This window comes from Streptomyces sp. NBC_01261, assembly GCF_036226385.1.
In the GTDB taxonomy this organism is placed as follows: domain Bacteria; phylum Actinomycetota; class Actinomycetes; order Streptomycetales; family Streptomycetaceae; genus Streptomyces.
On sequence record NZ_CP108463.1, the window covers coordinates 3,815,224 to 3,839,909 of the forward strand.

A 24,686-nucleotide genomic window follows, 5' to 3' on the forward strand; every position below is an offset into this window, starting at 1 on the left:
CTCCGGCCCTAGGTCTTCGGCTGCTGCTGGGTGATGCAGTGGATGCCTCCACCGCCCGCGAAGATCGTACGGGCGTCCACCAGTGTGACCGCCCGCTCGGGGAAGAGGCGACGGAAGATCCCGGCCGCGATCTCGTCGCCCGGGTCGTCGAAGGCGCAGAGCACGACCCCGCCGTTGCAGAGGTAGTGGTTGATGTAGGAGTAGTCGACCCACTCGCCGTCCTCGTCCTTGAGGACGGTCGGGGCCGGGACCTCGACGACCTCCAGGCGGCGGCCCTTCGCGTCGGTCTCCGCGCGGAGGAGGGCGAGGTACTCCTGCGAGCGGGCGTGATCCGGGTGGGCCGGGTCGCGCTGGCTGTGGACCAGTACGGTGCCGGGCCCGGCGAAGGCCGCGACGATGTCGACGTGGCCCTGGGTGCCGTAGAGGCCGTAGTCGCCGGTGAGGCCGTGCGGGAGCCAGATCGCCTTGGTGGTGCCGAGCCTGGCGTGGATCTCCGCCTCGACCTGCTCGCGCGTCCAGCCGGGGTTGCGGCCGGCGCCGAGCTGGACCGTCTCGGTGAGCAGCACCGTGCCCTCGCCGTCGACGTGGATCGCGCCGCCCTCGTTGACGAGCGTGCTGCCGAGTGCGGGGACCCCGGCCAGGTCGGCGACCTGGCGGGCGATCTTGGAGTCGTGCTCCCAGCGCGCCCAGCTCTGCGCGCCCCAGCCGTTGAACGTCCAGTCCACGGCGGCCAGTTCGCCCTTGTCGTCGGTGACGAACGTGGGGCCGATGTCCCGCATCCACGCGTCGTCCAGCTCGCGCTCGACCAGGTCGACGTCCGGGCCGAGCAGTTCGCGTGCCGACTCGCCCTGACCCGGCCCGTGCACCATCGTCACCGGTTCGAAGCGGCGCACGGCACGGGCCACGGACGCCCAGGCGGCACGGGCCTCGGCCAGCTCCTCCGCAGTGGTGAAGGTCGGGTTGGGGCCGGGCCAGGCCATCCAGGTGCGCTCGTGCGGGGTCCATTCGGCGGGCATCCGGAAGCCGTCGGTGGCGGGCGTGGTCATGAGGGTCCTTTCTGGAAATGTGACACTCGACCGGTCATGTGTCACAAAAAGTAGAGACGGGTCAGGGAGACCGACTCGGCCGGCTCCGAGCGCAGCGGCTCACCGTCGAGGGTGACCAGGCCGGTCCGCTGGTCCACGTCGACCGTCCCGGTACGGGAGTTGAGCCGCAGGTCGGCGGGCCCGATGCCCCGCGTGCCGCGAACTGCCACGCGTCGGCGCCGAGTTGGCATCGAGTCGTTGCCCTGGTCCAGGGCCGCCTGCGCGACGAAGGCCACGGAGATGTCGGCGGGTGTCGAGCCGTGCGCGCCGAACTGCGGGCCCAGGACGAGGGGTTCGCAGGTGTCGGTCGCCGCGTTGGGGTCGCCGACCACGCCGTAGGCCGGGAACCCGGACTTCAGCACGAGCTGCGGTTTGGCGCCGAAGTACTGCGGCTGCCACAGCACGATGTCCGCGAGCTTGCCGACCTCGATGGAGCCGACCTCGTGCGAGAGTCCGTGCGCGATCGCGGGGTTGATGGTCAGCTTGGCGATGTAGCGCAGGACGCGTTCGTTGTCGTGGTCCGTCTCCGGAGCACCGCCGAGCGCGCCGAACTCGGCCTTCATCTTCCCGGCCATCGCGAACGTACGGCGCACGGTCTCACCGGCCCGGCCCATGCCCTGCGCGTCGGACGAGGTGATGCCGATCGCGCCCAGGTCGTGCAGCACGTCCTCGGCGCCCATCGTCCCGGCGCGGATGCGGTCGCGGGCCATCGCGGCGTCGCCGGGCAGGTCGGTCTTCAGGTCGTGGACGGAGACGATCATGCCGTAGTGCTCGGCGACCGCGTCCCGGCCGAAGGGCAGGGTGGGGTTGGTGGAGGAGCCGATGACGTTGGCGACTCCCGCCATCTTCAGGACATTCGGTACGTGTCCGCCGCCGCAGCCTTCGATGTGGAAGGCGTGGATCGTCCGGCCCTCCAGGACCCGCAGGGTGTCCTCGACGGACAGGCACTCGTTCAACCCGTCGCTGTGCAGGGCGACTTGGACGTCGTACTCCTCGGCGACCCGCAACGCGGTGTCCAGCGCGCGGGTGTGGGCGCCCATGTCCTCGTGCACCTTGAAGCCGGACGCGCCGCCCTCCGCCAACGCCTCGATCAGCGGTGCGTCCGAGGACGACGAACCCCGGCCCAGGAAGCCGATGTTGACCGGCCAGGCGTCGAAGGCGTTGAAGGCGTGGCGCAGCGCCCAGGGCGAGTTGACGCCGACGCCCCAGACCGGGCCGAACTCCTGCCCGATGATCGTCGTCACCCCGGACGCCAGCGAGGCCTCCATGATGCGCGGCGAGAGCAGATGGACGTGGGTGTCGACCGCGCCGGCGGTGGCGATGAGCCCCTCGCCGGACACGATCGAGGTACCGGTGCCGACGACGACGTCCACCCCGTCGAGGGTGTCGGGGTTGCCGGCCCGCCCGATGGAGTAGATCCGCCCTTCCCTGATCCCGATGGACACCTTGCGGATACCCTGCACGGCGTCGATCACGACCACGTTGCTGATCACGACATCGCAGGTATCGCGCACGGCGGCGGCCTTCAGGTGCAGCCCGTCGCGGGCCGTCTTGCCGAACCCGGCGAGGAACTCGTCGCCGTAGCGCTGCGAGTCGGACTCGACGCGGATCGTCAGCCCGGAGTCGCCGAGGCGGACGCGGTCGCCGGCGCGGGGGCCGTGGGTGGCGGCGTACTCGTACGGGTTCACTGCTCAACTCCCAGGTAGCCGCAGGCGATTGCCCGGCGCAGCGCCTCCGCCTTCGCGCCCGGCGCGTCCAGCGGGCCGTCGACGAGGCCCGCGAAACCGATCGCGACGCGCTCGCCGCCGATGGGCAGCAGGCCGACCTCGGCACTCTCGCCCGGGCCGAAGCGGACCGAGGATCCGGCGGGGACGGCGAGCCGCATGCCGTAGGCCTCGGCGCGGGGGAAGTCGAGGCGCGGGTTGGCCTCGAAGAAGTGGAAGTGGGAGGTCACCGAGACGGGGACGGTCGCGGTGTTGGTGACGGTGAGCCGGACGACCGCCTCGGGTTCGGCGTGCGCGGGGCCGGGGAGGAGCGCGCCCGGGGCATCGGCCGCGAGTCCCCCGCCGATCGGGTCCGAGACCACCGCGAGCCGCGAACCGTCGTCGAAGACGGCCTCGACATGCACCTCGGTGACGACGTCGGCGACACCCGGCAGCACGTCGTCGGGGCCGAGGACGGACCGGGCGCGCTCGATCGCGAAGGCAAGCCGAGCACCGTCACGAGCCGCCTCGCACACCGTGTCCGCGATGAGCGCGGTGGCCTCCGGCACGTTGAGTCTCAGGCCGCGCGCCTTGCGGGCGCGGGCCAGTTCGGCAGCCGAGAAGAGCAGCAGGCGGTCGCGTTCCGTGGGGGTGAGCCTCATCCCGTATCCCTCCTTTAGAGCATCACTCTAACTGGTAAAACCCATCCCTGGAATGCTTGACGCGCCACCCTCGACCGGTTCACATTGAACGTCACTCTAAAAATGAGGTGGCCCACCATGCCGATCGAACAGCGCGGAGTCGACACCGTCCCGGACGCGGAACGCACCAGCGGACCGCGCGACCTCATGTCGATCCTCCTCGGCTCCAACCTCTGCCTCGGCGTGATCATCTTCGGCTGGCTGCCGCCGTCGTTCGGGCTCGGCTGGTGGGCTTCCGTATCCTCGATCGTCGCGGGGACGGTGGTCGGCACGCTGTTCACGGCCCCGCTGGCGCTGGTCTCGCTGCGCACCGCGACCAACCTGTCGACGTCGTCCGGCGCCCAGTTCGGGGTGCGGGGGCGGCTGGTCGGCTCGGTCGTCGGGCTGCTCCTCGCCCTCGGCTACACCGCGCTGACCGTGTGGATCGGCGGCGATGTGATGGTGGGCGTGCTGGGGCGGCTGTTCGCGCTGCCGGCGGACGGGGCGTCGTACGCCGTCGTGTACGCGCTGCTCGCGGCGGCGACCGTGGCGGGCGCGGTGTACGGCTACCGGGTGCTGCTGGCCATGTCCCGCGTCCTGTCCGTCGGAATGACGGCGCTGCTGGTCCTCGGCGTGATCGCGTACGCCCCGCACTTCACGACCGGCGCGCTGCCGGAGGCGGGCGGGTATCTGCTGGGCGGGTTCTGGCCGACGTGGTGTCTGGCGACGGTGGCGGCGGGACTGTCCGGGCCGATCGCGTTCATCACCCTCCTCGGGGACTACACGCGCTACATCTCCCCGGTCCGCCACACCTCCCGCACGGTCCTGCACGCGACCTGGCTCGGCCTGATCGCCGGGCTCCTGGTGCCCCAACTCTTCGGCACGTTCACGGCGTTCGGGGCGCGGGCGGCTCTCGACTACGCGGGCCCTCTCGTCCAGGCCTCCCCCGGCTGGTACCTGGTCCCGCTGCTGCTCGCCGCGTCGGCGGGGTCGGTCGGCAACGCCGGGCTGATGCTCTACTCGATGGGCCTCGACCTGGACGCGATCCTGCCCCGCGCGTCCCGGGCGCGGGCCACGTGCGCGGTCGCGGTCGTCGCCATGGCCTGTGTCTTCGTCGGCCACTACGCCTGGAACGCGCAGTCGGCGATGACGTCCTTCGTGCTGCTCCTGACGGCGATCGGCACGCCGTGGGCGGTCATCACGCTCATCGGTTTCGTGCGGTGCCGGGGGATGTACGACGCCGACGCCCTCCAGGTCTTCAACCGCCGTTCCCGGGGCGGGATGTACTGGTACCGGGCGGGCTGGAACGTCCCGGCGGTCATCTCCTGGGCGGTGGGCGCGGGGGTCGGTCTGCTCGCGGTGTCGCTGCCGTCGTACGAGGGGCCGTTGTTGTCGCTGACCGGCGGGGTGGACTGCAGTTTCCTGCTGTCGGGGGCGGTCGGCGGGCTGGCGTACGTGCTGCTGACGGCGGGGGCCGCCGCGGACAGCGAAACCGAGTCCGCGACGGCCCCCGAGGTGACCAGCCGTGTCTGACCGTGCCTAGCCGAGCTTGTGCATCCAGCCGTGCTTGTCGACGCTGTCGCCGCGCTGGATGTCGAGAAGTGCCGCGCGGAGCCTCAGCGTGACCTCGCCGGGCTCACCGGCGGACTGGTGCCACTCGGCGCCGGTGCGCTTGACCGTGCCGACCGGGGTGATGACCGCGGCCGTACCGCAGGCGAAGACCTCCGTCAGCGTGCCGTTCTCGGAGTCGCGCTGCCACTGGTCGATGGAGATCCGGCCCTCCTCCGGCTCGTAGCCGAGGTCGCGGGCGAGGGTGAGCAGGGAGTCGCGGGTGACGCCCTCCAGGATCGAGCCGGTGAGCGTGGGGGTGACGATCCGGTCGCCGTAGACGAAGTACAGGTTCATGCCGCCGAGTTCCTCGACCCACTTGCGCTCGACCGCGTCGAGGTAGCAGACCTGGGCGCAGCCCTGCTCGGCGGCCTCGGCCTGGGCGAGGAGGGAGGCGGCGTAGTTCCCGCCGGTCTTGGCGTCGCCCATGCCGCCGGGGACGGCGCGGACGTGGTCCTCGGAGACCCAGATGGAGACGGGCTTCACGCCACCGGGGAAGTAGGCGCCGGCCGGGGAGGCGATGACCAGGAAGAGGTACTCGTTGGCGGGCTTCACGCCCAGGCCGACCTCGGTCGCGATCATGAACGGGCGCAGGTACAGGGACTCCTCGCCGCCGTGCGCCGGGACCCAGTCGCGGTCCTGCTGGACCAGCACGTCACAGGCCTCGATGAACGTCTCGACCGGCAGCTCGGGCATGCCGAGGCGGCGGGCGGAGGTCTGGAAGCGGCGGGCGTTCTTCTCGGGGCGGAAGGTGGCGACGGAGCCGTCGGCCTGCCGGTAGGCCTTGAGGCCCTCGAAGATCTCCTGCGCGTAGTGCAGGGTCATGTTCGCGGGGTCGAGGGAGAGCGGGCCGTACGGCACGAGCTGGCCGTCGTGCCAGCCGCGGCCCTCGGTCCACTTGATCGTCACCATGTGATCGGTGAAGTGGCGGCCGAAGCCGGGGTTCGTCAGAATCGCGTCGCGCTCGGCGGCGGAGAGTGGCGAGGCCGAGGGCTTGAGCTCGATCGTGGGCGTCGTCATGAGTGGTTGTCCTTCACCGGTTGTGTGTGACGGGCCGCGCTCACGCCCTCGACTGCCAGTGGCCAGTGTTAGGACGTCCGAGCATTCCCTCATTCCGCGGCTCCGCGTTCGATTATCGCGCGTGGTGGACCGTGGACGAAACGGCGTGAATGCGACCCAGGGATGATGGTGGCACCCGGCGGGGACGTAAGAAAAGCCGCCGGGTGCGGTTGCGACCCGGCGGCTTCGAAATACTGCGTGAGTTTTTCGAGGGGCGGCGGGGTCAGCCGGCTACTCGTACGGCGAGCGCGTCGCCGATCTCGGTGGTGCTGCGGGCGGGCTTGCCGGTGCGGTCCGCGAGGTCGGCGGAGACGGCGTCCTCGATGCGGACGGCCTCGGACTCGTAGCCGAGGTGGCGCAGGAGGAGGGCGACGGACAGGACCGTGGCGGTGGGGTCGGCCTTGCCCTGGCCCGCGATGTCGGGCGCGGAGCCGTGCACGGGCTCGAACATCGAGGGGAACTCGCCGGACGGGTTGATGTTCCCGCTCGCGGCGACGCCGATGCCACCGGAGACGGCCGCGGCGAGGTCGGTGATGATGTCGCCGAAGAGGTTGTCGGTGACGATCACGTCGAAGCGGGCGGGGTCGGTGACGAGGTAGATCGTCGCCGCGTCCACGTGGATGTAGTCGGTGGTGACCTCGGGGAACTCGGCCGCGACCTTGTTGAACACGTTCGTCCACAGGTGGCCCGCGAACGTCAGCACGTTGTTCTTGTGGACCAGCGTGAGCTTCTTGCGCGGGCGGGCCTGGGCGCGGGCGAAGGCGTCGCGGACGACGCGCTCGACGCCGAAGGCCGTGTTCACGGAGACCTCGGTGGCGACCTCGTGCTCGGTGCCCTTGCGGATCGTGCCGCCGTTGCCGGTGTACGGGCCCTCGGTGCCCTCACGGACCACGACGAAGTCGATCTCCGGCTCACCGGCGAGCGGGGTCGCCACTCCCGGGAGCAGCTTGCTCGGCCGCAGGTTGACGTGGTGGTCGAAGGCGAAGCGCAGCTTGAGCAGGAAACCCCGCTCCAGCACACCGGACGGGACCGAGGGGTCACCGATCGCGCCCAGCAGGATCGCGTCGTGCGGCTTCAGCGCGGCCAGGTCTGCGTCGGTGAGGGTCTCACCGGTGGCGTGGTAGCGCCGGGCGCCGAAGTCGAACTCCTTGGTCTCCAGCTTCACATCCTGCGGAAGGACGGCGGAGAGGACTTTCAGGCCTTCGGCCACGACTTCCTGACCGATGCCGTCACCGGGGATCACTGCGAGATCGATGCTGCGAGACATGCCCGACACCGTACTCCGCGTCCCATGGGATGACACCGGGTGTCCATGATGCGGACTGCGCACGGGCTGCTCCCGGGCGCCGGCGTCGGCCGTTCGACCGGAGTTCACCCCATTGCCGGGAGGGCGTTGGAGTTCTAGGGGAACTTCATCGACATGGAGACACCTGACGTCGGCATCCCGGAACACCTCGCGACCCGGATGAGCATGGCCGAGCAGTACGAGTACCTGCGCACCAAGCTGACCAGGCGCCGCACGCTGGTGACCGCGGGCGCGGTGGCGGGCGGCCTGCTGACGGGATGCGCCGGCAGGAGCGGCACCACCGACGGCAAGGCGGCGCTTCCCTCCCCGGCCACGTCGAAGGTGCCCGGGGCGGTCGTCACCCCGTTCGGCCGCCATCTCGCCTTCGGCGCCGACCCGAAGACGGCGATGCGGATCTCCTGGCAGGTCCCGTTCGCGGTCAGGAAGCCATACGTTCGGGTGGGGTTGAAGCCGGACGACCTGAGCCGCCGGATCACCGCCGAGGTACGCGACCTGCACACCCCCGGGCTGACCGGCGTCCGCCCGGCGGTGGAGCAGTACTACGTGCACGCGGCCCTGGACGACCTCCACCCCGGCACGACGTACTACTACGGCGTCGGCCACGAGGACTTCGACCCGGCGGCACCGGCACACCGCTCCACGATCGGCTCGTTCCGTACGGCACCGGGAAACCCGGAGAAGTTCGTGTTCACGGCCTTCGGCGACCAGGGCGTGAGCAACGCCGCCGCCGCCAACGACCACGTCGTCCTGCGTGAGGACCCCGCCTTCCACCTCCACGCGGGCGACATCTGCTACGCCGACACCAACGGCCAGGGCAGGACGACGGACGGCTACGACCCGACGTACTGGAACCTGTTCCTCAAGCAGAACGAGCCCGTCTCCCGGTCCGTCCCGTGGATGGTGACGACCGGCAACCACGACATGGAGGCCTGGTACTCCCCCGACGGCTACGGCGGCCAGCTCGCCCGCTGGTCCCTCCCGGAGAACGGCTTCGACCCGACGCACGCGCCGGGCGTGTACTCCTTCGTCTACGGCAACGTCGGCGTCGTGGCGCTGGACGCGAACGACGTGTCGTACGAGATCACCGCCAACCTCGGTTACACGGACGGGAAGCAGACGAAGTGGCTGGACGGCCGGCTGCGTGAGCTGCGGGCGGCGAAGGAGGTCGACTTCGTCGTCGTCTTCTTCCACCACTGCGCCTACTCGACCTCCTCGCACGCCTCGGACGGCGGGGTACGCGCCGAGTGGCTGCCACTGTTCGCGAAGCACCAGGTGGACCTGGTGATCAACGGGCACAACCACGTCTACGAGCGGACCGACGCGATCAGGGACAACAAGGTCGGCCGGGCGGTACCGATCGGCGCGTCCACCGATCCGACGAAGGACGGGATCGTCTACGTCACGGCGGGCGGCGGCGGCCGGGATCTGTACGGCTTCCCGGCGGGCGTCAAGGAGAGCTACGAGGGGCACGTCACGCGGCACGGGACGGTCGACACCGCGGAGTGGACGAAGGGCCAGCACACGAAGGCGGAGACGGTGGAGTGGTCGCGGGTGCGCTACCGGGGCTTCTCCCTCCTCTCGGTGGAGGCGGAGAGCGGCGGCACGCCCCGACTCAGGGTGTCGGCCCTCGACGGGAACGGCGAGCGTATCGACCACTTCGAGGTGCGGCGCGGTCGGTGAGACCGCGCCGCACCTCGTGCGGGCGCGGCTCCCGGCTGGTGGGCATGCTTCAAGATGGGCGTGCTTTTTAAGGCGTTACCGCGGCCTTCAAGGCGTTACGGCGGCTCAGTGGCCGGTCTCGCCGCCGTTGTCCCGGCGGTCGAGGGCGCGCTGCAGGGCGGCTGCGGCGTTCTTGCGCTCGGACTCGCTCGTGCGGGACACGTGGCGGACGCGGGGGCGGACGGTCGTCTCGGCCATGGGGAACCGACTCCTTCGAATTTCCTGGAGTGCTGAAGGGGGTTACGAGACTCCCCCACTGCCTAATGGGCGTGGGAGGTGCCCCCGGAGAGACGGGGAGCGGCGGACCGCAGGGGTTGCCTGCACGGTGTCCGGCTCACGACCGCCATTCGCTTGGTCTAGCGAGACGTTCGGCTCCTACAAAGCTAGGACAGGACAGCGCATCTGTCTCCACAATTACTCGGACTTCCTACTATCTGAGACGGTGAAACGAGTCACACGCACCTGACCTGCACTTTTGTGATCTGGCCGATCAGAGCACATCCCCGTCACGCCAGTCGAAGAGAAGATCGCTGCCGAGATCGAGGGGCCCGGCGAGCCCGGTCCGGACGTAGGTGCTGTCCTCCTCCTCGGGCAGATGGACGATCCCGTCCGGCCCGAGGGCGGAGATCTTGCCGCCCCACAGCCGCCACCCGCGCACGGTGTAGAGCCGGGCCCCGTCGTCACTGGCCCCGAGCAGCCCGACGTCGTAGCCACGATCGACGATCCGCTCCAGCTCGGCCATGACGAGCCCCCCGTACCCTCGCCGCCGGGCATCGGGCCGTACGCCCACCCCCTCGACGTACCCGACCCGCAACCACCGTCCCCGGTACCGCACCCGGCGCATGACCACCGACCCGTGCGCGACGAGCCCGGTGTCGTCGGCGAGCAGCGCGTGCATCCCGCCGAGGCCGTGCTCCCAGTCCTGGTCGGTGAGATCGCCTCCGAAGGCCGCGTCCAGCAGTTCGCGGGCGGCACGGAGATCGGCCGGGGTGAGGTCGGCCGTGTGGACGGTGCGCATACGGATGGTCACGGGGTCAGTATCGGAGACGAGGGCTCGTCGGCCCGGCCCATTTGGAGAAACACCGAGGGGCCGGGCGATCGCCCGGCCCCTCGTGTCATACGCCCGGACGTCAGCCCATGTGCGGGTACGGGTAGTCCGTCGGCGCGACCAGGGTCTCCTTGATGGCGCGGGTCAGGGTCCAGCGCATCAGGTTCTGCGGGGCGCCGGCCTTGTCGTTGGTGCCGGAGGAACGGCCGCCGCCGAAGGGCTGCTGGCCGACCACCGCGCCCGTGGACTTGTCGTTGATGTAGAAGTTGCCCGCCGCGTAGCGGAGCTTCTCCATCGTGTGGGCCGCCGCCGCGCGGTCGTTGGAGATGACCGCGCCGGTGAGGGCGTAGTCGGAGACCGACTCCATCTGGGTCAGCATCTCGTCGTAGTTCTCGTCCTCGTAGACGTGGACCGCGAGGAACGGGCCGAAGTACTCCGTCGTGAAGACCTCGTTGGTCGGGTCGCCGCACTCGACGACCGTCGGGCGGACGAAGTAGCCGACCGAGTCGTCGTACGAACCGCCCGCGACGATCGTGCAGTCGGGGTCCGCCTTCGCGCGGTCGATGGCCGCCTTGTTCTTGGCGAAGGAGCGCTCGTCGATGACCGCGCCGATGAAGTTCGACAGGTCGGTGACGTCACCCATGGTCAAGTAGTCGACCTCGGCGGCGAATTCCTCCTTGAAACCGGAGTTCCAGATCGACGCCGGGATGTACGCCCGGGAGCTGGCGGAGCACTTCTGGCCCTGGTACTCGAAGGAGCCCCGGGTCAGCGCCGTCTTCAGCACCGCGCGGTCCGCGCTCGGGTGGGCGACGACGAAGTCCTTGCCGCCGGTCTCGCCGACCAGACGCGGGTAGGAGCGGTACTTCTCGATGTTGTTGCCGACCGTCTTCCACAGGTACTGGAAGGTCTTGGTCGACCCGGTGAAGTGGATGGCGGCCAGGTCGCGGTGCTCCAGGGCGACCTTCGACACCTCGATGCCGTCACCGGTGACGAGGTTGATGACGCCCTTGGGGAGACCCGCCTCCTCCAGCAACCGCATGAGGAGGACCGCGGAATGGGTCTGCGTCGGGCTCGGCTTCCAGACCACCACGTTGCCCATGAGCGCCGGGGCCGTCGGCAGGTTGCCCGCGATCGCGGTGAAGTTGAACGGCGTGATCGCGTAGACGAAGCCTTCGAGCGGGCGGTGGTCGAGGCGGTTCCAGACGCCCGCGGAGTTCGCCGGGGGCTGCTCGGCGAGCAGGTCGCGGGCGTACTTGACGTTGAAGCGCCAGAAGTCGACGAGCTCGCAGGGACAGTCGATCTCGGCCTGCTGGGCGGTCTTGGACTGGCCGAGCATGGTGGACGCGGCGAGGGTCTCGCGCCACGGGCCGGAGAGCAGCTCGGCGGCACGCAGGATGATCGCGGCACGGTCGTCGAAGGACATCGCACGCCAGGCGGGCGCGGCGGCGAGGGCCGCGTCGATCGCGTCCTGGGCGTCGTCCTGCGTGGCGTTGGCGTACGTGCCGATCCGCGCCTTGTGGTTGTGCGGCTGTACGACGTCCACGCGCTCGCCGCCGCCCAGCCGCTTCTCGCCGCCGATGGTCATCGGCAGGTCGATCGGGTTCTCGGCCAGCTCCTTGAGCTTGACCTCAAGACGGGCACGCTCGGGAGAACCGGGCGCGTAGCCGTGCACCGGCTCGTTGACGGGGGTGGGGACCTGGGTCACAGCGTCCATGAGATCCGTAACTCCTTGTACGTGAGCGGGTGTTGGGGTCAATCCCTGTTCAGCCCTTGGTAAGGGTCGAGCGGGCGAAGAAGAGGAGGTTGGCCGGCTTCTCCGCCAGGCGACGCATGAAGTATCCGTACCAGTCGGTGCCGTAGGCGGTGTAGACGCGCATACGGTGCCCCTCGGCGGCCAGCCGGAGATGCTCGTCGCTCCTGATGCCGTAGAGCATCTGGAACTCGTACTCGTCGAGCTTGCGGCCCGCCCGCCGGGCGAGTTCCTGGCCGATGGAGATGAGGCGCGGGTCGTGGGAGCCGATCATCGGGTACCCCTCGCCCTCCATCAGGACGCGCAGGACGCGGACGTACGCCTTGTCGATCTCGTGCTTCTGCTGGTACGCGACCTCGGCGGGCTCCTTGTACGCGCCCTTCACGAGCCGGACCCGGCTGCCGGCCTCGGCGAGGCGGCGGGCGTCGGACTCGGTGCGGAAGAGGTAGGCCTGGATGACGCAGCCGGTCTGCGGGAAGTCCTTCCGCAGTTCCTCGTGGATCGCGAACATCGAGTCGAGGGTGGTGTGGTCCTCGGCGTCGAGCGTGACGGTCGTCCCGATGGCGGCGGCGGCCTCGACGACGGGCCGGACGTTCGCGAGGGCCAGCTCGTGACCACCGTCCAGCGCCTGCCCGAACATCGACAGTTTGATGGACATCTCGGCCCGGGTGCCCAGCTCCAACTCCTTGAGCCGGTCCACGAGTTGGAGGTACGCGTCGCGGGCGGCGGCGGCCTGCTCGGGGGTGGTGATGTCCTCGCCGACGACGTCCATCGTCAGCTCAAGACCCTTGGCGGTGAGGTCCTGGACGATCGGCACGATCTCGTCCACGGTCTCGCCGGGGATGAAGCGGTCGACGACCTGCTTGGTCACCGGCGCCGCCGAGATCAGCCGACGCATCTGATCGCTGCGCGAGGCGGCGAGAATCACGGGACCCAGCACGGGGTACCTCCAAGCAGTCGGGCATACGGGAACCACCGTGAAACCTAGGGTTGTCTCCGATCGTCGACCATCGACACCTGTCACGCATCCGTGCCGCAGATCTCAGACAGATGTATGAAGACCCGGCGGGAATGCGGGAGAATGCCCGGGTGACATCCGATTCCACCGGCGACTACCAAGAGCTCGTAGACGAGATCTCGGAGCTCCTCGGCGCCCCCGCGACCCTGGAGAACCGGGACTTCGAACTGATCGCCTTCGGGGCCTACGACGGTGAGGGCGACCTGGACCCGTCCGCGCTGGACCCGGTCCGCACCCGCTCGATCCTGACCCGGCGTTCCACGGCGGCGATCCGCACGTGGTTCGAGGGCTTCGGCATCACGCGCGCCACCGGCCCGGTCCGCATCCCGCCGACCCCCGAGGCGGGCGTCTACCGCGGCCGTATCTGCCTCCCCGTACGCCATCGGGGTGTCGTCCTCGGCTACGTCTGGCTCCTGGACGACGACGATCCCGGCCCCGACGAGACACGGCTCGCGGCGGCGATGGGAGTGGCCGCCCGGATCGGCGCGCTCCTCGCGGACGAGGCCCAGGCGGGCGCCGACCTGACGCGTGAACTCCGCGCGGTCCTCACCGCCGAACGCGGCTGGCAGCGCGACATGGCGGTGGCCGCCCTCCGCACGGCCCTCGGCCCGCGCGGCGACGGCCCGCACGCGGTCGTCTGCGTCGCACCGTGGCCGTCCGCCGACCCGGACGACGCCCCGTCGGCCCGTACGATCCCGCACGCGACGGCGCTGTGCACGGTGCCGTGGGGCGCGGCGGAGGAACAGTGCCTGGCGGTGCTGGTACGCCTGCGCACGACGGACGTACGGACTCCGGCGGCGACCGCGGCGGCGCGGGTGTTGGGGGATGTACGGGGGCCCGGGGCGAGTGCGGCGGCGCGGGTGTTGGGAAATACGCGGGGACCGGGGACGAATGCGGCAGCGCAGGCGCCCGGAAATGAGCGGGGACCCGGGGCAAGTGCGGCAACGCAGGCGCCAGGGAATACGCGGGCACCCGGAACGAGCGCGGCAGCACAGGCACCGGGGAACGCGCGGGGACCCGGAGCAAGCGCGCCAGCACAGGCGCCAGGAAATACACGGGCGCCCGGAACGAGCGCGGCAGCACAGGCGCCAGGAAATACGCGGGCACCCGGAACGAGCGCGCCAGCACAGGCGCCAGGAAATACGCGGGCACCCGGAACGAGCGCGGCTTCACCGCCTGCCGCGAGCGGCCGGGTTGCGGGGGCCGGCGGCACTTCGCAAGCGTCTTCCGCTGGAGGTACTCCCACCGCGAACAGCACCTCACGGCCACCGGCAGACGGCCGGACTCCCCCGGCGAGCAGCGCCTCACGACCGCCGCGCGAGATCACCCCCGTCGCCGGCATCGGCACCCCCCGCATCGGCCTCACCGACCTGGGCACCGCCTGGCAGGAGGCCACGGCCGCGTGCCGCGCGGCCCTCGCGGAACCCCGCTTCGCCCCGGTCGCCGACTGGTCCGGCATCGGCCCGTACCGCCTCCTGACCTCCCTCTCCCCCGAGTCCCCCCACGACCCCGCGGTGGCCCCCCTCCTCTCCCCCGCCCACCACGAACTCGCCCGCACCGCCGAGGTGTACCTGGACTGCGCGGGCCAAGCTGGGCGCGCGGCGGCCGAGTTGGGGATCCACCGGCAGACGCTGTACTACCGGCTGTCGCGCGTGGAGCAGTTGACGGGCCTGGACCTGGACGACGGCGAGGACCGGCTGCTGCTCCACATGGCGTTGAAGAGAGCGCGGCTGTAGCGACCGCCGACCGGTGATCTCCTGCTCGGCGTGCCCCTGCTGATGCTCGATCCGCACAACACCCTGGTCGACCGTGACGCCGCGTTCCGGGAGGCGGTCGCCGGCTTCCTCGCCGCGCACGGTCTGCCGCCGGACGACCTCGCCGGGCTGATGTCGGTCGACGCGAGCGGCTATACGCCGAGGCAGGCCGTCGCCGAGGCCATGACCGAGCGCGACGGCGGGACGGTCACCGGCGATGCCGTACGGACGTTCCTCGACCGGGGCGCCGCCGACCGCGTCACCCTGTCCGAGCCCACGCGCGACGCCCTCGCGAAGGCCGTCGCCGCGGGCCGGACGTGTGTGATCGTCACCAACGGCCTTGTCGCACAACAGGAGTTGAAGATCCGGCACACCGGGCTCGACGTGATCGTCCACGGCTGGGTGATCTCCGAGTCGGCCGGCCGCAAGAAGCCCGCACCGGAGATCTTCCACGCGGCGGCGGCCGAGGTCGGGGCCACTGTCCGCTCGTCCTGGGTCGTCGGCGACTCGGCGCACGCCGACATCCGGGACGCGACGGGCGTCGACGCGCGCAGCGTGTGGGTGTCGAACGGTCGCCCGTGGACCGAGCCGACGTTCCGCCCCACCCACATCGCCGTCGACGCCGCGTCCGCGATCCATCACGTGATCGGTGCCCCGGAAACAGCTCGCTGATCAGGCGACTTCAGACGTCGGCGCTTCAGCCCGTCAGCACTGCCGCAGACCGGGCGCCGGGTCCTGGCCGGTCGAGACGTCGACCGCGGGAACGTTGCCCCAGGCGCCGTTGTCGAGCTGGGTCCAGTACCAGATGTCGTTGCCGCCCGGGTGCGGGTCGCCGTGGCCCCAACACTGGAACCAGCTGAAGGTGCCGTTCAACTGGCCGCGGGTCGCGGAGCGGTAGGAGCGGTCCGCGTAGCCCTTCGCCCCGGCCTTGTTCCCGCAGTACAGCCGGGCGTCGGAACGCACACCGCACTCGGCCCTCACGGACGTCACCGGCTTGCCGACCGAGCTGGCACTCGCCGGCGACTGCGCCGAGGCCATCCCCAGCGCCAGCGCGCCCGCCATGGCCAGCATGCTGATCTTCTTCCGTACGTTCACTGCCTGCTCCTCGTTCCGTGCGGTGCCTGCTTGCACGGCGATCATGGAGGAGGCGCGGAACGACCCGCAGGGGCCGTACGGGTGAACAGTGTCGATGCCGCTCGTGTGGGTGACGGGGTGCGCCCCCGGCGGAGGGCGGGGGCACGTGCGCCGTTGCAGGGCGCTCTCCTACGCCGTCCTGGAGGGGCCCTCGGACATGGGGAACAGCGCGCTGAGGCGGGGCAGCCGACGCTTCGCCTGCTCGTCGTCGTTCGCGTCCCACTGTTCACCGGCCGGGTGCATCGGCTCGGGATCCTCGGCACCCCGCGCCTCGACGGCGTCGTAGAAGTCCTGCTCCGTCCTGCCCGTCAGCTGGACGAACGCCCGCCCCGCCGCGTAGCCCAACTCCTCCCAGGCGAGCCACTCCTCCTCGCCCCAGGCCTCCCGGTGCCGGCCCACCAGCCGTACCACTTCCGGCAGTTCGGCCAGCGCGTCCGGATCACGGGTCACCCGCTCGAACGCGTCCCGCCCCAACCCGACCAGCCAGAGCCGGAAGTAGAAGAAGTTGTCGTCGGAGCACCAGCCCATGATTCTTTCCGCCGCGGCCCACAACTCCCAGGTGAACGTGGGGATCAGCACACGGTCCAGGCATACCTGGAACCGCACGATCTCCGGTTCGGCGCGGCACGCCAACTCCCCGGACAGCCAACCCACTTGCTCGTCCTGCTCGTCCTGCTCGTCAGGGCCGGGCATCCGTCGTTGGCAGCCCTCGATCAGATTCCAGAAGGTCTCGTCGTCCACGATCCCACCATGACAGGCGGCACTGACATCGCCCTCCGGGTGGGTAGGCAGGGTGCAGAAGTGTGACACTTTCTAGCAAAGTGTCACACTTCCACGAAGAGGGTCCTGACCGGGAGGCGTCGGCAGCCTTCGCACTCGCCACGAAGGAGGAGAACGCCCCGGCCAGGAGAGCAAGAACCGGACCGCGGGGTGCCCTGATGAAGCTTCTCCTCACCGACTCCGGCGTCGGGAACGCGAGCATCCTGGCGGCCCTGATCGACCTCCTGGGCAAACCGATCGCCGAGGCAAGCGCGCTCTGCATCCCCACGGCGGGGTACGGGGGTCCGTACGGCGATCCGGGCGGGCCATGGCGTTTCATCAGTGGTCAATCCCCCAGCCCCATGACCGAGTTGGGCTGGAAGTCGGTGGGCGTACTGGAACTCACCGCACTGCCCGGCATCGACAAGGAACGCTGGGTCTCCTGGGTCCGAGAGGCAGACGCCCTCCTGGTGAACGGCGGCGACGCGCTGTACCTGTGCCACTGGATGCGCCAGTCCGGCCTGGCCGACCTCTTCCCGTCCCTGCGCGACACGGTCTACGTCGGGCTGAGCGCCGGAAGCATGGTGCTGACTCCCCGCATCGGAGAGGCCTTCGCCGACTGGAAGCCGCCCACGGGTGACGACAGCGCGCTGGGAGTCGTCGATTTCTCCCTCTTCCCGCACCTCGACAGCCCGGGCCGCCCGGAGAACACCATGGCGGAGGCGGAACGTTGGGCCGCCACGACAAGGGGTCCGGCGTATGCCATCGACGCGCGGACCGCGATCAAGGTGACCGACGGTGGTGGTGTCGAGGTCGTGTCCGAGGGGCACTGGAGGCTGTTCGACTGAGCGACCGGTCCAGCGGCCCGGAATGGGAGCTGACCGTCGCCCGGCCGGACCTTAGTGTCGACGTCATGACGACCGAACCGCCCCCCGACCGCTCCATCCAGAAAGCCTCCGACTCCCCCAACTCCCCTCCCTGAGGCCACTTCAGGCACACGCCCACCGCTCCTCACGCGCCCCCTGCTCCTCCGTTTCGTCAGCGTGGTCGGGGCCAGCCTCAGTTTCTTTCTCCTGCTGTCGGTCGTACCGGCGTACGCGGCCGAGCGGGGTGGCGGCGGTGCGGCGGGGCTCGCGACCGGTTCGTTGATGCTGGCGACGGTGCTCGGGGAGTTGGTGACACCCCGGCTGGTCGGGCGCTTCGGGTATCGACTGACCCTGATCGTGGGGCTGTTCCTGCTCGGGGCACCGGCGTTGGTGCTGACCGTCTCCGGGCAGGCCGCGTGGATCGTCGCGGTGTGCTTCGTGCGCGGACTCGGTTTCGCGCTGACGATCGTCGCGGGTGGCGCCCTCACCGCGTCGCTGATCCCGGACCAACGGCGGGGCGAGGGGCTCGCGTTGGTGGGCGTGGTGTCCGGCGTGCCGTCGCTGGTCGCACTGCCGCTGGGGTTGTGGCTGGCCGACCGCGTGGGCTACGGCCCGGTCGCCGTCACCGGCGGTCTCGCCGCGCTGGCCGCGATCTTCTTCGTCCTCGGCCTGCCGAACCGCACGGCCCGTACGGACCACTCCGAGCAACCGCTGGGCGTCGTACGGGGGTTGCGCACGGGCGCGCTGCTCCGGCCGGTGCTCGTCTTCGCGGCCACGGCCACCGCCGCCGGCGTCGTGGTGACCTTCCTGCCGCTGGCCGTCCCGTCGGCGTCGGCCGGAGTCATCGCGGCGGCCCTGTTCGTACAGACCGCCACCTCGACCCTGACCCGCTGGCTGGCAGGCCGCCTCGGCGACCGCCACGGCAGCGCCCGCCTGATCCTCCCCGGCCTGCTCCTGTCGGCCGCGGGCGTCCTCGTCATCGCCCCGACCGCCAACCCGGTAGCGGTCGTTGCGGGCACCGCCGTCTTCGGCGCGGGCTTCGGCATCACCCAGAACGCCACGCTGGCCCTGATGTACACCCGCGTCTCCGCCGCTTCGTACGGCACGGTCAGCGCCCTGTGGAACCTGGCCTACGACGGCGGAATGGGCGTAGGCGCGGCAGGCTTCGGTATCGCGGCGGGCCTGACGGGTTACCCGTGGGCGTTCACGCTGACCGCGCTGTTGATGCTGGGCGCGGTGGCACCGGCGCTCCGGGACCGGCGAACACCCGCCGGACCAGCGTGACTTCGGCCCCCGTATCGCCGTGACCCCCGTCCCCGGATCAGCGCGACTTCCGTGCGCCTTCGAGCACTTGGCGCAGCCCCTCGGTGAGTTGTCCCGCGTCCGGCGCGCTCTTCGCGTCGAAGGTCCACTGCGCGATGAGCCCGGTGATCAGGGTCATGTAGAGCGCGCCGAGGGTGTCCGCGGTCTCGTCGGAGACCTCCGCCTCGGGCACGCTCGTCATCAACGCGACCATGCCCCGGCCGCCTTCACGCTGGGCCCGGACCAACTGGTCGCGCACTTCGGGCAGTTTGTCGCCCATGGTCATGATCTCCATGCCGAGCCCCCACATCGAACCGGGCTCGCTCATGCTGGCGACGATGTTCGAGAACACGGCCCGGAACCGCTCCAGTGAACCGGGTTCGCCGCCGATCTCCACGCCCTCGCCCCCGTCACCTCCCTCGAAGCCGTCGGACGCCGTCTCCACCAGCGCGATGTAGGCCTGCGCGAGCAACGCGTCCTTCGAGCCGTAGTGGTAGCCGATGGACGCGAGGTTGGTCCCCGACTCCTTGACGATGTCGCGCGCGGTGGTCCGCGCGAACCCCTTCTCCAGCAGACAGCGCTTCGCGCCTTCGAGCAGATCCTCACGGTGTCCCATGCCTCCACCGTACCGCCAGTTCCATACAACCGTCCTAGACGGATGACCTATACACTCGTTCTAGACAAGCGTTTAAGACGCGCGTACATTCACTGCCATGACGAACTCGCCGCACTCACCGAACCCCCCGAGCACCCCCAACTCCCGTGCCGGGCGCCGCGAATGGACCGCTCTGGGCGTCCTGATGCTCCCGCTGCTCCTGGTCTCGATGGACGTCTCCGTCCTCTACTTCGCCATCCCGGCGATCAGCGCGGACCTGGAGCCCAGCGGCACCCAGCAGCTGTGGATCTTCGACATCTACGCCTTCGTCCTGGCCGGCCTGCTGATGACGATGGGCTCGGTCGGCGACCGCATCGGCTACCGCCGGCTCCTCCTGATCGGCGCCGCCGCCTTCGGTACCGCCTCCGTCATCGCGGCCTACGCGGACAGCGCCGAGACCCTCATCGCCGCCCGCGCGGTCCTCGGCATCGGCGGCGCGACCCTGATGCCCTCGACGATGGCGCTGCTGCGCACGATGTTCACCGACCCCGGCCAGCGCGCGAAGGCGATCGGTCTGTGGTCCGGCGTGATGACGGCCGGTGTCGCCCTCGGCTCGGTGCTCAGCGGAGTCCTCGTCCAGTACTTCTGGTGGGGCTCGGTCTTCCTGGTCAACCTGCCCGCGATGGCCCTGCTGCTCCTGATCGGCCCGTTCCTGCTCCCCGAGTCCAGGAACCCCGCCCCCGGCCGCTTCGACTGGCCGAGCGTCCCCCTGTCGATGGCCGGCGTCCTGCCCGTGATCTACGGCCTCAAGGAGATCCCCTCCGAGGGCTGGCACGTCCAGTACGTCGTCTCGATCACGGTCGGCCTGCTCTTCGCGGCCCTGTTCGTCCACCGCCAGCGCACGACCGCCTCCCCGATGATCGACCCCACCCTGTTCCGCGCCCGCGGCTTCGGCCCCTCCGTCGTCCTCAACCTCCTCTCCGCCTTCGGGATGCTGGGCTCGGCCTTCTTCACCACGCAGTACCTCCAGTCCGTACTCGGCAAGAGCGCGATGGAGGCGGCCCTGTGGGCCCTGCTCCCCTCGGTGCCGATCGGCATGGCGGCCCCGCTCGCAACCACCCTCGTCCAGAAGGGAGTCGACCGCGCCTACGTGGTCGCGTCCGGCTTCGCGATCGCCGCCTGCGGGTACGGCATGCTCGCCCTCACCGGCACCGACTCCCTCTGGCTGGTCCTGGCCGCCGCCGGTGTCCTCGCCTCCGGGATCGTCATGGTGATGTCCCAGATCATGGACCTCGCGATGGGCAGCGCCCCGGTGGAGAAGGCGGGCGTGGCGTCCTCCCTGATGGAAACGGGTGCGGAGTTCGGCGGCGCCCTCGGCATGGCCGTCCTCGGCTCCATCGGTACGGCGATCTACCGCCACGGCATCCCGGTCTCGGCCCCCGCCCCGGCCCACGAGACCCTCGGCGGCGCCCTGGCCGTCGCCCACCAGCTGCCGGGGCGCACGGGAGACGCCCTGATCGCAACCGCCCGCGAGGCCTTCACCGACGGCATGCACGGCGCGGCGATCGCCGGTGCGGTGCTGCTGCTGGGCGCGGCCTTCGCGGCGGCACGGACCCTGCGGGGCATCCACGTACAGACACCCGAGCCGGTGGCGGCCGAGCCGCAGCAGGCGGAGGCGTGACCCCCAACTACACAGAAACGCCGGGTGGGTTGAGGATCATCTCCTCAGCCCACCCGGCGTTCTCGCGAAATCTCAGACCAGGTTCACGGAACGAGCCGACGTCGCGCCGATCTCCTCGGCCACCTCCGCCAACACGTTCGCGGCGACCGTGTCGTCGACCGTCAGCACGGCCAGCGCCTCGCCGCCCGCGACCGACCGGGACACCTGCATCCCGGCGATGTTGATCCCGGCCTCGCCGAAGACACGGCCGACCGTGCCGACGACACCCGGGCGGTCCTCGTACCGCAGCACCACCATGTGGTCGGCGAGCGCGAGGTCGACGTCGTAGTCGCCGACCGCGACGATCTTCTGCAGGTTCTTGGGGCCGGCGAGCGTGCCGGAGACCGAGACCTCCTCGCCGCTGCCGAGCGTGCCGCGCACGGTGACGACGTTGCGGTGGTCGGCGGACTCCGAGCTGGTGGTCAGCCGTACCTCGACACCCCGCTCCTGCGCGAACAGCGGAGCGTTGACGTACGACACCGTCTCGGCGACGACGTCCTCGAACACGCCCTTGAGCGCGGAGAGTTCGAGCACCTTGACGTCGTGCTGGGTGATCTCGCCGTAGACCTCGACGTCGAGGCGGACCGCGACCTCGCCCGCGAGCGCGGTGAAGATGCGGCCGAGCTTCTCGGCGAGGGGCAGGCCCGGCTTGACGTCCTCGGCGATGACGCCGCCCTGGACGTTCACCGCGTCGGGGACGAGTTCACCGGCGAGGGCGAGGCGTACCGACTTGGCGACCGAGACACCGGCCTTCTCCTGCGCCTCGTCCGTGGAGGCGCCGAGGTGCGGGGTGGAGACGACCTGGTCGAACTCGAACAGCGGGGAGTCCGTGCAGGGCTCCTTCGCGTACACGTCGAGCCCGGCGCCGGCGACGCGGCCCTCCTTGAGCGCGGAGTACAGCGCCGCCTCGTCGACGATCCCGCCACGCGCGGCGTTGACGATCCGCACGGTCGGCTTGACCTTGCGCAGCGCCTCGTCGCCGATCAGACCGACCGTCTCCGGGGTCTTGGGCAGGTGCACGGTGATGAAGTCGGAGACTTCGAGCAGCTCGTCCAGCGACAGGATCTTGACGCCCATCTGGGCGGCCCGCGCGGGCTGGATGTAGGGGTCGTAGGCCACGACCTTCATCCCGAACGCGGACATGCGCTGCGCCACGAGGGCACCGATGCGTCCCAGACCCACGACGCCGAGGGTCTTCTCGGCCAGCTCGACGCCCGTGTACTTGCTGCGCTTCCACTCGCCGTTCTTCAGCGCGGCGTTGGCCTGCGGGATGTGGCGTGCGGTCGCCAGCAGCAGACCGCAGGCCAGCTCGGCGGCGGTGACGATGTTCGAGGTGGGGGCGTTGACGACCATCACGCCGGCCTTGGTGGCGGCGGAGACGTCGACGTTGTCCAGGCCGACGCCGGCTCGTGCGACGACCTTCAACTTCCGTGCGGCGGCGACCGCTTCGGCGTCGACCTTGGTGGCCGAGCGGATCAGGATCGCGTCCACGTCGGCGATCGCGGGGAGCAACTCGCCCCGGTCGGCGCCGTTGCAGTGCCGGATCTCGAAGTCCGGGCCGAGGGCGTCCACCGTCGCGGGCGACAGCTCTTCAGCGATGAGTACGACAGGTTTCGAGCTCACGTGAGTCCTCACAAGTCCATTGCGTGCGGACGGCCGTCCCGACGGCCGCAGGCGGTGGAGGGGAAGCGGCGCCGGAGAATCTGCGGCGCGGGGGCCGCGGATTTCTCGGTGTCGCTAAGCCGCGGAGACGCACGACGCTGTGGGCCTGACGCGTATTAGTACGGCAGTGTAGTGGCGCTCCGACAGTCGTCCTGCGCCTCTGTGGAAGGATCACCCGTCCGAGGCTGGACGGGTTGGACAAAGGGGCCGGAGCGCTCGCTCCGGCCCCTCGGCCCTTCGGGCCTACGCCTCTTCGTCGACCCAGCTCATCAGCTTGCGGAGCTGCTTGCCGGTCGTCTCCAGCAGGGACTCGGCGTCCTTCTGCTTGTACTCGTTGTACTTCTTCAGGCCACCGTGGTACTCGGCCATCCACTCACGGGCGAAGGTGCCGTCCTGGATCTCGGCGAGGACCTGCTTCATCGTGGCCTTGGTCTCGTCCGTGATGATGCGCGGGCCGGTGACGTAGTCGCCCCACTCCGCGGTCTCGGAGATCGACCAGCGCATCTTCTCCAGGCCGCCCTCGTACATGAGGTCGACGATGAGCTTCAGCTCGTGCAGGCACTCGAAGTACGCGATCTCGGGCTGGTAACCGGCCTCGGTCAGCGTCTCGAAACCGGCCTTGACCAGCGCGGCCGTACCACCGCAGAGAACGGCCTGCTCACCGAACAGGTCGGTCTCGGTCTCCTCCGTGAAGGTCGTCTTGATGACGCCCGCGCGGGTGCCGCCGATGCCCTTCGCGTACGACAGCGCGAGCGCGAAGCCGTTGCCGGTCGCGTCCTGCTCGACGGCCGCGATACACGGAACGCCGCGGCCCTCCTCGTACTGGCGGCGCACGAGGTGGCCCGGACCCTTGGGGGCGACCATGCAGACGTCGACGCCGGCCGGCGGCTTGATGAAGTCGAAGCGGATGTTCAGGCCGTGGCCGAAGAACAGCGCGTCACCGTCGTTGAGGTTGTCCTTGATGGACTCCTCGTAGACCTGGGCCTGGATCGGGTCCGGCACGAGGATCATGATGACGTCGGCCTCGGCGGCGGCCTCGGACGGGGTCACCACGCGCAGGCCCTGCTCCTCGGCCTTCGCCTTGGACTTGGAGCCCTCGTGCAGACCGACGCGCACGTCGACGCCGGAGTCACGGAGCGACAGCGCGTGGGCGTGGCCCTGGCTGCCGTAGCCGATGACCGCGACCTTGCGGCCCTGGATGATGGACAGGTCGGCGTCGGCGTCGTAGAACAGCTCGGCCACTTTGGGTTCTCTCCTTGGTGTGCAGGTGTTGCGTCCCACCGTATGACGGCGGCGGGAGGTGAGGTTTCCGGGTCTCGGAATGCGGGCGGCCGACGGCTGCCGGCCGCCCGTTTCCGGTCGTGGGTGAATCGTCTACGAGGGTTACGCGGACCGGTCGAGCGCGCGCAGCGAGCGGTCGGTGATGGAGCGGGCGCCGCGGCCGATGGCGATCGTGCCGGACTGGACCAGCTCCTTGATGCCGTACGGCTCCAGCATCTTGAGCATGGCGGACAGCTTGTCGCTGGAGCCGGTGGCCTCGATGGTGACGGCCTCCGGGGAGACGTCGACCGTCTTGGCGCGGAAGAGCTGGACGATCTCGACGATCTGGGAGCGCGTCTCGTTGTCGGCGCGCACCTTCACCAGAACGAGTTCGCGCTGAACCGCGGAACCCGCCTCCAGCTCGACGATCTTCAGCACGTTGACGAGCTTGTTGAGCTGCTTGGTGACCTGTTCGAGCGGGAGTGCCTCGATCACGTTCACCACGATCGTGATGCGGGAGATGTCGGGGTGCTCGGTGACGCCGACCGCGAGGGAGTCGATGTTGAAGCCGCGCCGGGAGAACAGGGCGGTGATCCGGGCGAGGACACCTGGCTTGTTCTCCACCAGGACGGAGAGCGTGTGCTTGGACATTTCTCTT

At 70.1% G+C, this 24,686-nt stretch carries 22 protein-coding genes; 7 read left to right on the top strand and 15 right to left on the bottom strand.

Annotated elements, in window-relative coordinates; genetic code table 11:
• Positions 1 to 8: 8 nt before the first annotated feature.
• From OG226_RS16325 to ureA, 3 genes are read right to left on the bottom strand one after another with little or no spacing between them, the layout of a single operon-like run.
• On the bottom strand, positions 9 to 1,046 hold the full coding sequence (locus OG226_RS16325; RefSeq protein WP_329349311.1) for an agmatine deiminase family protein: 1,038 nt from the start codon (positions 1,044 to 1,046) through the stop codon (positions 9 to 11).
• Between the two features lie 41 nt (positions 1,047 to 1,087).
• Entirely contained in the window at positions 1,088 to 2,773 is a 1,686-nt protein-coding gene (locus tag OG226_RS16330; protein WP_329349312.1) for an urease subunit alpha, read from the bottom strand.
• Positions 2,770 to 3,450: an urease subunit gamma gene (gene ureA / locus OG226_RS16335; RefSeq protein ID WP_329349313.1), complete on the bottom strand. Its 681-nt coding sequence runs from the start codon at positions 3,448 to 3,450 to the stop codon at positions 2,770 to 2,772. The genes OG226_RS16330 and ureA overlap by 4 nt, the downstream gene beginning before the upstream one ends.
• Before the next feature lie 117 nt (positions 3,451 to 3,567).
• Here ureA and OG226_RS16340 point away from each other — a divergent pair, with 117 nt between their 5' ends.
• Positions 3,568 to 5,001: a cytosine permease gene (locus tag OG226_RS16340; protein ID WP_329349314.1), complete on the top strand. Its 1,434-nt coding sequence runs from the start codon at positions 3,568 to 3,570 to the stop codon at positions 4,999 to 5,001.
• A gap of 6 nt (positions 5,002 to 5,007) precedes the next feature.
• Here the strand turns inward: OG226_RS16340 and OG226_RS16345 are convergent, their stop codons facing one another.
• The gene (locus tag OG226_RS16345; protein ID WP_328678783.1) at positions 5,008 to 6,096 is read right to left on the bottom strand and encodes a branched-chain amino acid aminotransferase; all 1,089 of its coding nucleotides are present in this window, start codon (positions 6,094 to 6,096) and stop codon (positions 5,008 to 5,010) included.
• Between the two features lie 262 nt (positions 6,097 to 6,358).
• Positions 6,359 to 7,402 carry a 3-isopropylmalate dehydrogenase gene (locus OG226_RS16350; protein ID WP_043680300.1) on the bottom strand — a complete coding sequence of 348 codons (1,044 nt, stop codon included), beginning with the start codon at positions 7,400 to 7,402 and terminating at the stop codon, positions 6,359 to 6,361.
• A gap of 153 nt (positions 7,403 to 7,555) precedes the next feature.
• Here OG226_RS16350 and OG226_RS16355 point away from each other — a divergent pair, with 153 nt between their 5' ends.
• Positions 7,556 to 9,121 (top strand): purple acid phosphatase family protein, encoded by a 1,566-nt coding sequence (locus OG226_RS16355; protein ID WP_329349315.1) that lies wholly within the window; start codon positions 7,556 to 7,558, stop codon positions 9,119 to 9,121.
• Between the two features lie 105 nt (positions 9,122 to 9,226).
• Here the strand turns inward: OG226_RS16355 and OG226_RS16360 are convergent, their stop codons facing one another.
• The 4 genes from OG226_RS16360 to OG226_RS16375 all read right to left on the bottom strand — a co-directional run bounded on the left by OG226_RS16360 (position 9,227) and on the right by OG226_RS16375 (position 12,898).
• A complete protein-coding gene (locus OG226_RS16360; protein WP_327401110.1) occupies positions 9,227 to 9,358 on the bottom strand; it encodes a hypothetical protein in 132 nt (43 codons plus the stop codon).
• Between the two features lie 292 nt (positions 9,359 to 9,650).
• Positions 9,651 to 10,190 (bottom strand): GNAT family N-acetyltransferase, encoded by a 540-nt coding sequence (locus OG226_RS16365; protein ID WP_328678787.1) that lies wholly within the window; start codon positions 10,188 to 10,190, stop codon positions 9,651 to 9,653.
• A gap of 100 nt (positions 10,191 to 10,290) precedes the next feature.
• Entirely contained in the window at positions 10,291 to 11,922 is a 1,632-nt protein-coding gene (gene pruA / locus OG226_RS16370) for an L-glutamate gamma-semialdehyde dehydrogenase (protein ID WP_329349316.1), read from the bottom strand.
• Between the two features lie 49 nt (positions 11,923 to 11,971).
• Positions 11,972 to 12,898 (bottom strand): proline dehydrogenase family protein, encoded by a 927-nt coding sequence (locus tag OG226_RS16375; protein WP_328678789.1) that lies wholly within the window; start codon positions 12,896 to 12,898, stop codon positions 11,972 to 11,974.
• 149 nt (positions 12,899 to 13,047) lie between these two features.
• On the opposite strand from OG226_RS16375, the gene OG226_RS16380 reads away from it, so the two are divergent.
• Together OG226_RS16380 and OG226_RS16385 are read left to right on the top strand one after the other, a co-directional pair.
• Complete coding sequence (locus OG226_RS16380; protein WP_443066892.1) at positions 13,048 to 14,712, top strand: helix-turn-helix domain-containing protein; 1,665 nt, start codon at positions 13,048 to 13,050, stop codon at positions 14,710 to 14,712.
• Between the two features lie 30 nt (positions 14,713 to 14,742).
• Positions 14,743 to 15,402 carry an HAD family hydrolase gene (locus OG226_RS16385; RefSeq protein ID WP_329349318.1) on the top strand — a complete coding sequence of 220 codons (660 nt, stop codon included), beginning with the start codon at positions 14,743 to 14,745 and terminating at the stop codon, positions 15,400 to 15,402.
• A 33-nt stretch (positions 15,403 to 15,435) separates the two neighbouring features.
• Here the strand turns inward: OG226_RS16385 and OG226_RS16390 are convergent, their stop codons facing one another.
• Both OG226_RS16390 and OG226_RS16395 read right to left on the bottom strand, forming a co-directional pair.
• A complete protein-coding gene (locus OG226_RS16390) occupies positions 15,436 to 15,825 on the bottom strand; it encodes a hypothetical protein (RefSeq protein WP_328678795.1) in 390 nt (129 codons plus the stop codon).
• A 168-nt stretch (positions 15,826 to 15,993) separates the two neighbouring features.
• Positions 15,994 to 16,605, bottom strand: coding sequence for a DUF4240 domain-containing protein (locus OG226_RS16395; protein WP_328678797.1), 612 nt, complete (start codon positions 16,603 to 16,605; stop codon positions 15,994 to 15,996).
• 197 nt (positions 16,606 to 16,802) lie between these two features.
• On the opposite strand from OG226_RS16395, the gene OG226_RS16400 reads away from it, so the two are divergent.
• A complete protein-coding gene (locus tag OG226_RS16400) occupies positions 16,803 to 17,471 on the top strand; it encodes a Type 1 glutamine amidotransferase-like domain-containing protein (RefSeq protein ID WP_328678798.1) in 669 nt (222 codons plus the stop codon).
• A gap of 195 nt (positions 17,472 to 17,666) precedes the next feature.
• Complete coding sequence (locus OG226_RS16405; RefSeq protein WP_329349319.1) at positions 17,667 to 18,773, top strand: MFS transporter; 1,107 nt, start codon at positions 17,667 to 17,669, stop codon at positions 18,771 to 18,773.
• 37 nt (positions 18,774 to 18,810) lie between these two features.
• Here OG226_RS16405 and OG226_RS16410 read toward each other — a convergent pair whose 3' ends face one another.
• Positions 18,811 to 19,407, bottom strand: coding sequence for a TetR/AcrR family transcriptional regulator (locus OG226_RS16410; RefSeq protein WP_328678802.1), 597 nt, complete (start codon positions 19,405 to 19,407; stop codon positions 18,811 to 18,813).
• A gap of 97 nt (positions 19,408 to 19,504) precedes the next feature.
• On the opposite strand from OG226_RS16410, the gene OG226_RS16415 reads away from it, so the two are divergent.
• A complete protein-coding gene (locus OG226_RS16415) occupies positions 19,505 to 21,067 on the top strand; it encodes an MFS transporter (protein WP_328678804.1) in 1,563 nt (520 codons plus the stop codon).
• A gap of 72 nt (positions 21,068 to 21,139) precedes the next feature.
• Here OG226_RS16415 and serA read toward each other — a convergent pair whose 3' ends face one another.
• The 3 genes from serA to ilvN form a co-directional block, all read right to left on the bottom strand.
• Positions 21,140 to 22,729 (bottom strand): phosphoglycerate dehydrogenase, encoded by a 1,590-nt coding sequence (gene serA, locus OG226_RS16420; protein WP_318018995.1) that lies wholly within the window; start codon positions 22,727 to 22,729, stop codon positions 21,140 to 21,142.
• A 282-nt stretch (positions 22,730 to 23,011) separates the two neighbouring features.
• Positions 23,012 to 24,010 (bottom strand): ketol-acid reductoisomerase, encoded by a 999-nt coding sequence (ilvC, locus tag OG226_RS16425; RefSeq protein ID WP_043680264.1) that lies wholly within the window; start codon positions 24,008 to 24,010, stop codon positions 23,012 to 23,014.
• Positions 24,011 to 24,151: 141 nt separating this feature from the next.
• Complete coding sequence (gene ilvN, locus OG226_RS16430; protein WP_033282732.1) at positions 24,152 to 24,679, bottom strand: acetolactate synthase small subunit; 528 nt, start codon at positions 24,677 to 24,679, stop codon at positions 24,152 to 24,154.
• Positions 24,680 to 24,686 lie beyond the last annotated feature (7 nt).

Excerpts from the sequence above, each read along its gene's own strand:
- OG226_RS16325 (WP_329349311.1), bottom strand. The coding sequence starts at position 1,046 with ATGACCACGCCCGCCACCGACGGCTTCCGGATGCCCGCCGAATGGACC.
- ureA (WP_329349313.1), bottom strand. The coding sequence starts at position 3,450 with ATGAGGCTCACCCCCACGGAACGCGACCGCCTGCTGCTCTTCTCGGCT.
- OG226_RS16340 (WP_329349314.1), top strand. The coding sequence starts at position 3,568 with ATGCCGATCGAACAGCGCGGAGTCGACACCGTCCCGGACGCGGAACGC.
- OG226_RS16345 (WP_328678783.1), bottom strand. The coding sequence starts at position 6,096 with ATGACGACGCCCACGATCGAGCTCAAGCCCTCGGCCTCGCCACTCTCC.
- OG226_RS16350 (WP_043680300.1), bottom strand. The coding sequence starts at position 7,402 with ATGTCTCGCAGCATCGATCTCGCAGTGATCCCCGGTGACGGCATCGGT.
- OG226_RS16355 (WP_329349315.1), top strand. The coding sequence starts at position 7,556 with ATGGAGACACCTGACGTCGGCATCCCGGAACACCTCGCGACCCGGATG.
- OG226_RS16360 (WP_327401110.1), bottom strand. The coding sequence starts at position 9,358 with ATGGCCGAGACGACCGTCCGCCCCCGCGTCCGCCACGTGTCCCGCACG.
- pruA (WP_329349316.1), bottom strand. The coding sequence starts at position 11,922 with ATGGACGCTGTGACCCAGGTCCCCACCCCCGTCAACGAGCCGGTGCAC.
- OG226_RS16400 (WP_328678798.1), top strand. The coding sequence starts at position 16,803 with ATGAAGCTTCTCCTCACCGACTCCGGCGTCGGGAACGCGAGCATCCTG.
- OG226_RS16410 (WP_328678802.1), bottom strand. The coding sequence starts at position 19,407 with ATGGGACACCGTGAGGATCTGCTCGAAGGCGCGAAGCGCTGTCTGCTG.
- OG226_RS16415 (WP_328678804.1), top strand. The coding sequence starts at position 19,505 with ATGACGAACTCGCCGCACTCACCGAACCCCCCGAGCACCCCCAACTCC.
- ilvN (WP_033282732.1), bottom strand. The coding sequence starts at position 24,679 with ATGTCCAAGCACACGCTCTCCGTCCTGGTGGAGAACAAGCCAGGTGTC.